Annotated in this window: 6 protein-coding genes; all 6 read right to left on the bottom strand. The window is 65.6% G+C overall.

The genetic code is table 11. The annotated features are described in order from the left end of the window. Positions 1-891: TetR family transcriptional regulator (locus JHD07_RS10885; RefSeq protein ID WP_291621831.1), on the bottom strand; the 891-nt coding region annotated here is incomplete at its 3' end. Between the two features lie 244 nt (positions 892-1,135). Next, the gene (locus tag JHD07_RS10880; protein WP_291621829.1) at positions 1,136-1,816 is read right to left on the bottom strand and encodes a response regulator transcription factor; all 681 of its coding nucleotides are present in this window, start codon (positions 1,814-1,816) and stop codon (positions 1,136-1,138) included. Positions 1,817-2,095: 279 nt separating this feature from the next. Beyond that, positions 2,096-3,676 carry a Do family serine endopeptidase gene (locus JHD07_RS10875; RefSeq protein ID WP_291621827.1) on the bottom strand — a complete coding sequence of 527 codons (1,581 nt, stop codon included), beginning with the start codon at positions 3,674-3,676 and terminating at the stop codon, positions 2,096-2,098. 218 nt (positions 3,677-3,894) lie between these two features. Further along, positions 3,895-5,238 carry a methyl-accepting chemotaxis protein gene (locus JHD07_RS10870; RefSeq protein ID WP_291621825.1) on the bottom strand — a complete coding sequence of 448 codons (1,344 nt, stop codon included), beginning with the start codon at positions 5,236-5,238 and terminating at the stop codon, positions 3,895-3,897. Positions 5,239-5,355: 117 nt separating this feature from the next. Continuing rightward, positions 5,356-5,838, bottom strand: coding sequence for a cytochrome c-type biogenesis protein (locus tag JHD07_RS10865; protein ID WP_291621823.1), 483 nt, complete (start codon positions 5,836-5,838; stop codon positions 5,356-5,358). Between the two features lie 4 nt (positions 5,839-5,842). Beyond that, positions 5,843-7,596 (bottom strand): heme lyase CcmF/NrfE family subunit (locus JHD07_RS10860; protein ID WP_291621822.1); only part of this gene is annotated, 1,754 nt, incomplete at its 5' end.

Here is a 7,596-nt window from a genome sequence, read left to right as displayed (position 1 = left end):
GCCGCAAGGCGTATCGTTCAGCATCAACAACAGGCGGACTCGCTGCACGACGTAATCGAACGCGCCTAGCCCGAGGTCCTGTAAATATTCCCGAATGCCGATCTCGCCGGCCAGCCCTCTTCGCAGGCAAGCCAGCAAGAGGCGCTCTTTCTCCCTGAAATGATAGTAGATGCCGGCGCGGGTCATGCCCGCCTCCCCCGCGATGCTCTCGAGCGACGTGCCCGAGGCGCCCCGGCGATTGAAACTGTCCGAGGCAATCGAGAGCATCCTGTCCAGCTTCGCGGCGCGCTTGGTCAATTTCGAGCGGGACTGGAGAAACGGCGCCAGGCTCGGCGCTTCGGGCATGTCCGGCAAGCCAATCTCACGCCGATAAACGCCATGCGTGATGATGTCATCGATCGCATCGATCGCCTGCTGGCGCGAGTAATAGTCGCGGTCGGAGAACCAGAACGGAACCCAATCCAGGATGGAGATGAGGGCGACGGCCGTAAGCAGCGGCTCCTCGCAGGCGATCGAGCCGTCGGCAACGCCTCGCTTCAGTATGTCGGCGAGCAGCGCGGCATTCTGCCAGCGCCTGGCGTGCACGTCGTTGCTGTAAGGCGCGGCCAGTGCATCGATGTCGGAGAACAGGATCATGCGCTGGCCCTCAGGCCGCAGCCGGGCTCGCATGAAGCGTCTGACGATCTCGAGCCCGTCGATCCCGGGCTCGGCGGCCGTCTCGATCTCGTGCCTGTAGAGCGCAAGACCCCGCAGGTAGCAGTGAAAGATCAGGTCTTCCTTGTCGCGGAAATAGTGGTACAGCGCCCCTGGCACCGATCGCACCGAAGCTGCGACCTGCTCCATCGTCACATTCGCATAGCTGTGGCGGGCAAAGAGCCTGGAAGCCGACACGAGGATCTCTTCAGCTCGGTCGGACGGAAAGGCGACGACTTGCAAGCTCGAATATCCTTCCTGATCGTGGACGGATGCATCCAGGTGAGATGTCCCCTACCACAGGTCGGATATTCTTGCCATCGGACGAGCAGGCCGCCAGCATCCCCTGCCGCCTCGGCACGGGCGAAGCGCGGCAGTGACGCAGCCGATGATTGCAGGTGTGAGCGCGCCGCAGGCCGATCGGCGCAACGCCAAACTCGCCTTATCTGATCCCGTCACGGATCATGTAGCCGGCGCCGCGGATGGTGTGCAGCAGCGGGCGCTCGAAGCCCTTGTCGATCTTGGAGCGCAGCCGCGAGATGTGCACGTCGATCACATTGGTCTGCGGGTCAAAATGATAATCCCAGACGTTCTCGAGCAGCATGGTGCGCGTCACCACCTGGCCGGCGTGCTTCATGAGATATTCGAGCAGGCGGAACTCACGCGGCTGCAGCGTCAGCTCGTCCTTGCCGCGGGCGACGCGATGCGACAGGCGGTCGAGCTCGAGATCGCCGACGCGGTAGAGCGTGTCCTCGGCGGGTCCCCCGCGGCGGCGCGACAGCACCTCGACGCGGGCAAGGAGCTCGGCGAAGGAATAGGGTTTTGGCAGATAGTCGTCGCCGCCTGCACGCAGGCCCTTGATACGGTCGTCGACCTGCCCGAGCGCGGACAGAATCAGCACGGGCGTGGTGTCGCCCTTGTCGCGCAACGCGCCGATCAGCGACAGGCCGTCGCGCTTGGGAAGCATGCGGTCGACGACGAGCACGTCGTAATCACCGTTCTCGGCCATGACGAGGCCTTCCTCGCCGTCGGCGGCGTGATCGGCAATGTGTCCGACTTCACGAAACGCCTTCACGAGGTAGTCGGCGGACTCGCGGTCGTCTTCGATAATGAGGAGGCGCATCGTGCGTTCAGCGGCGGTCAAGGGAGTGAACCTTCTCTAAACATGGCGCGGGCAGCAATAGCATGCAAGTCGGGCGGAACGATCTCGGGAAAAGGCGGGCGGTGAAGTTGGGGGGACTTCACCGCCCTAGGCCTTCCGACGGAGGGGGGCGTAGATCCACCGGAAGGTAGACAGGGGAAGCAGACGTTGTGCTGCTTCCCCGAAGGGCGCCACCGGCGGGGGCGACTGATGCCGGCGACACCCTTCATCTCGTAAGGCTCCTGAAGCGCTCAGCCTTTCTCAGCCTTTGGCGATGGGCACGGCCACGAAGCGCGACTGGCCGCCGCTCTTCACGCGCATCAGGACGCTGTTCTTGTTGTCGGTCCGCGCCGCATTGATGGCGTCGCGGACTTCGCCGGCGGTCGCCACGCTCTTGCCGCCGAACTCGAGGATCACGTCGCCTTCCTTGAAGCCGCGTTCAGCCGCGGCGCTCTTCGGATCGACCTCGGTGACCACGACGCCTTCCTTGCCGGCACCGGCCACGGAATTGGCGGGCGCCACCGTCATGCCGAGCTTGGGCACGTCGGTGCCGCGGCTGGCACCCTTGCCGCTGTCCTTGTCGACGTCGGCCTTGGCCTCGACCGTATTCGGCAACTGGCCGAGGGTGAGGTTGACGACCTTGTCCTGGCCCTTGTGCAGCACGTTGAGCTTCACGGACGCGCCGGGCGCCATGCCGCCGATGGTGCGCGCGAGCTCGCGGGCATCCTTGACGGGTTCACCGTTGACCGAGGTGATCACGTCGCCGGACTCGATACCTGCCTTGGCCGCCGGACCGTTGGCCTGCGGCTCCGCCACCAGCGCGCCTTCGGCCTTCTTCATGCCGAGGCTGTCGGCGATGTCGGAGGTCACCGGCTGGATCTGCACGCCGATCCAGCCACGGCTGACCGAGCCCTTGTCCTTGAGCTGGGCCACCACGCTCTTGACGGTGCTGGCCGGGATCGAGAACGCGATGCCGACGCTGCCGCCGGAGGGCGAGTAGATCGCGGTGTTGACGCCCATCACCTCGCCGTTGGTGTCGAACGCCGGACCGCCGGAATTACCCTTGTTCACGGGCGCGTCGATCTGGATGAAATCGTCATACGGGCCGTTGCCGATGTCGCGGCCGCTCGCCGAGACGATGCCGGCGGTCACGGTGCCGCCGAGCCCGAAGGGATTGCCGACTGCGAGCACCCAGTCCCCGATCCGCGGCTTGCTGTCGGCAAGCTTGGCGAACGGGAAGTTCGTGCTGCCCTCGACCTTGATCAGGGCGAGATCGGTGCGCTGGTCGGTGCCGATCACCTTGGCGGTGTAGGTCTTGCCGTCGTCGGTGGTGATCTCGACCTTGTCGGCGCCGTCGACCACGTGGTTGTTGGTGACGGCATAGCCGTCAGCCGAGATGAAGAAGCCCGAGCCCTGGCCCTGCACGACGCGGCCGCGGCCGCCCTTCATGCCCGGAGGCAAGCCGTCCGGACCGCCGAAGCGCCGGAAGAAGCGCTCCATCGGCGAGCCCGGCTGGAACGGCGAGGAGGAATCGTCGCCGTCGTCATTGCTCGCGGTCTTCTCCTTCATGTTGACCTTCACCGAGATCACCGAAGGCTTCACGCGCTCGACGACGTCGGCGAATCCGACCGGACGCTCGACCTTGCGGACCTCGGTGTTGACCTGCGCATGCGCCGGGCTGGAGAACAGGTCGGCCGGCGAGGTCGGGGGGCTGAAGCCATAGACCGCCGCGCCGAGACCGGCGACGACCGAGGCCATCAGCGCGAGTCTGCGCGCGGAGAACACCGACCGGCGCGGCTGCCGGTACGAAGGGAGGTTCGAGAGGTCGATAGGGTCGGTCATGCGGAAATCTCCAGGCCTTTGAATTCCTTTTGGCGCCGGATGCCAGCACCTTGCGGACCTGAAGATGGGGACTCCCGCCTTACCGCGCGCTGGCGGCGCGGTTAAACTTTCGTAATGAACGGCAGCGCGGATGCGGCAGTTCGGCACAGGCCGAAAATGGTTGCGTTGCAGGAACTTAATAGCGTTCCGGCACCAGGGCGCAGGTGCGGTTGCCGGACTCAGCTCGCCCTGACGCTGACGATGAACTCATCGACTTCGCGCTTCAAAGTCTCGGCCTGCTGCGAGAGGTCGACGGCCGAATCCCTGGCCTCGGCGGCCATGCGGCCGGTCTCGGCGGACGTCGAGGTGATCTGGACGATATGGTTGGAGACGTCGAGGGTGCCGCGCGCGGCATCCTGGGCACTGCGCGTGATCTCCTGCGTGGCGTTACGCTGCTGGGCGGTGTCGATCTCGATGCCGGACATGATCGACGAAATCTCCGACAGCGTCTTGGAAATGCCGTCGATCGCGCCGCGCGTCTCGGCGGTGATGCCCTGAATGCTCGCGACCTGAGAGGTGATTTCCTCGGTTGCCTTGCTGGTCTGGTGCGCCAGATTCTTCACCTCGGAAGCGACCACCGCAAATCCCTTGCCCGCTTCGCCGGCCCGCGCCGCCTCGATGGTGGCGTTGAGCGCCAGGAGATTGGTCTGCGATGCGATCGCCTGCACGAGCTGGACCACCTCCCCGATCTTGTCGGCGGCATCCGACAGCGTGTGGATGGTATCGCGGCTCTTCTCCGCCTGGGACGCCGCGCCCTCGGCGCGCTGGGTCGCGTCCGTAACGCGGCGGCTGATCGTGCCGATCGAATTCGTCATCTCCTCGGCAGAACCTGCGACCGTCTGAACGCTGCCGCTGGCCTGACTGGCGGCGCTCGCGACGGCATTGGCCTTGGTGCTGGTGTCGTTGGCGGTCCGCGACAGCGTCTCGGCATTGGTCTTCAGATGCACCGCCGATGACGCCACGCTGGCGACGACGCTTGCGACGAGATCGTTGAAGCGCTTGATCCGGTCGTCGAGGAATTTCGACCGTTCGGCCTGATGCTGCGCTTCATGCAGCTGCTGCTCGGAGAGACGGCGCCGTTCGAGGCCGTTGGTCTTGAACACCTCCAGCGCACCGGCGAGCAGGCCGATCTCGTTGGTACGGCCGAGCCCCGGCACCGACGTCTCGAACTTCTGGTCGGCGACCTCGCGCATGGCATGCACGATCGCCGCCAGGGGATTGAGGATGCCGTTGCGCACGGCGAAAAAGGTGGTGAGGCAGATCGCGAAAGCGACCACGGCGATCACGCCGCAGGCGACCAGGAAATAGGAGAAGGCGGTCTGCGCCTGCTGGTAGATCTGCATGGCGTGGTCGCGCGCCGGGCCGCTCAGCGCGGAGAAGTTGGCGGACAGGCTGGTGATCTCGTTGTTGAGATAGAGCACCGCGACGAAGCCGGTGCCGCCGCCGATACCCAGCAGAAACAAGAGCGCAGCGACGACGGCGCCGACCAGGAAGCGGATCGTCAGATTGCTGTTCGCGAACATCGGGAGGACTCGGAGGCTGGAATCACATCTCGCGACAAGCTTCCAGACAAAGGTCAAAATAGCATGAAGCACGCGGCGCGGGCCGGCGGACCACGTAGCACTACGTGCTCGGAGGCTTCAGGACGGCTTGGAGTCGTCCGACATCAAGGCCGCAAGCCGCGTCTTCTCGTCTGCCGTGAGCGGCGGAGGCGGTACGTCTGCACCACTTCCCGAGCGACGGCGGATCTGCAGCCACAGCGCCAGGCCACCGCCGAGCAGCAGCACCGGCCCGAGCATCCACAGCAAGAGGTTCTGCCGCTCGAAGCGCGGCTTCAACAGAACGAAGTCGCCGTAGCGTGCGACCAGAAAGTCGAGCACCTGCGAATTGCTGTCGCCGGCCGCGATACGCTCGCGCACCAGCAGCCGCAGATCCCGTGCCAGCGGTGCATCGGAATCGTCGATCGACTGGTTCTGGCAGACCATGCAACGAAGCTCGCGCGACAATTCGCGCGCGCGCGATTCCTTGGCGGGATCCGACATGATCTCGTCGGGCTGGACGGCGTGCGCCGCAGGCAAGGCCAGCAGCAGCAACGCGACGAACGCGGCCATCATCCGGCGCATCGGGTCATTCCGCAGGTTGGAGACGCTGCTTGGCCCGCGCCGGCTTCGGCGCGCCGACCCGCAGGCGGCGGTCGGAGAGCGACAGCACGCCGCCGAACGCCATCAGCACCGGCCCCCACCAGATCAGGAGAACCAGCGGCTTGTGATAGATGCGCACGGCGATGGCGCCTTCGGCGGTGGCATCGCCGAGCGAGACGTAGAGCTGGCTCGCGCCGCGCGTCAACAGCGCGGCCTCCGTCGTCGAGGAGCCGCGCGTGGTGAAGCTGCGTTTCGACGGCGTCATGACCGTCAGGGACTTGCCGTCGCGGCTGACGTTGAATTCGGCGATCATCTCGCGGTAGTTCGGGCCCTGACGCTGAAACAATCCGTCGAGCTTCAAATCATAGCCGGCGACATGAGCAACGTCGTTCTGCTTCATCGTCGCGATATGTTCGCTGTTCCAGGTGGTCTCGCAGACGATCCCGATCAGCGCGACACCGAGGCCGGCATGCGCAAACGCCGTCCCCCAGGCCGATCGCGGCAGGCCGCGGGCACGATGCAGCGCAGATGCGAACGGCAGGCGGACCAGCCCGGTCCGTTCGACGATGTCGGTGACGGCGCCGGCGATGACGAAGACGCCGAGCCCGATCGCGAGCGGGGCCAGCGCGCTGCCGCCCCGCACCCAGGCCCAGACGATGGCGACCACGACGAGCCCCGCGACGCCGGCCGCGAGCAAACGCTGCGTCACGCCGAGCAGATCGCCGCGCTTCCAGGCCAACATCGGCCCGAACGGCACCGCAAGCAACAACAGCGCAAACAGCGGCGCGAAGGTGAGATTGTAGAAGGGTGCGCCGACCGACATCTTGAAATCGGCGAGCATCTCCATCGCCAGCGGATAGAGCGTGCCGAACAGCACGACGGCGCAGGCAACGGTGAGCAGCAGGTTGTTCAGCACCAGCGCGCCCTCACGCGAGATCGGCGCGAACAGGCCGCCCTGCTTCAACGAGGTGGCGCGGCCTGCGAACAGCGCCAGGCTGCCGCCGATGAACAGGCAGAGGATCAGCAGGATGAACACGCCGCGAGTGGGGTCGGTGGCGAAGGCGTGCACCGAGGTGATGACGCCGGAGCGCACCAGGAAGGTGCCGAGCAGCGACAGCGAGAAGGTCAGGATCGAGAGCAGGATGGTCCAGACCTTCAGCGCATTGCGCTTTTCCATCACCACGGCCGAATGCAGCAGCGCGGTGCCGGCGAGCCAGGGCATCAGCGAGGCGTTCTCGACCGGATCCCAGAACCACCAGCCGCCCCAGCCGAGCTCGTAATAGGCCCAGTACGAACCCATCGCGATGCCGAGCGTCAGGAAGATCCAGGCCACCAGCGTCCAGGGCCGCACCCAGCGTGCCCAGGCCGCATCGATCCGGCCCTCCATCAGCGCAGCAATGGCGAAGGAGAACGAGATCGAGAAACCGACATAGCCGAGATAGAGCATCGGCGGATGCACGGCGAGGCCGATGTCCTGCAGCACCGGATTGAGATCGCGTCCCTCGATCGGCGGGCTCGCGATGCGCAGAAACGGATTAGATGTCACCAGGATGAAGAGATAGAACGCGCCGGCGACCCAGGCCTGCACGGCCAGCACATGCGCGCGTAGCGACAAGGGCAGATTGTTGCCGAAGGCCGCGACCAGGCCGCCGAACAACGCGAGGATCGCCACCCACAGCAGCATCGAGCCTTCATGATTTCCCCACACGCCCGTGATCTTGTAGAGCAGCGGCTTCATCG

Origin of the sequence: Bradyrhizobium sp. (assembly GCF_016462955.1) — a bacterium.
Lineage (GTDB): Bacteria > Pseudomonadota > Alphaproteobacteria > Rhizobiales > Xanthobacteraceae > Bradyrhizobium.
This window is presented reverse-complemented; position numbering and strand designations above follow the sequence as displayed.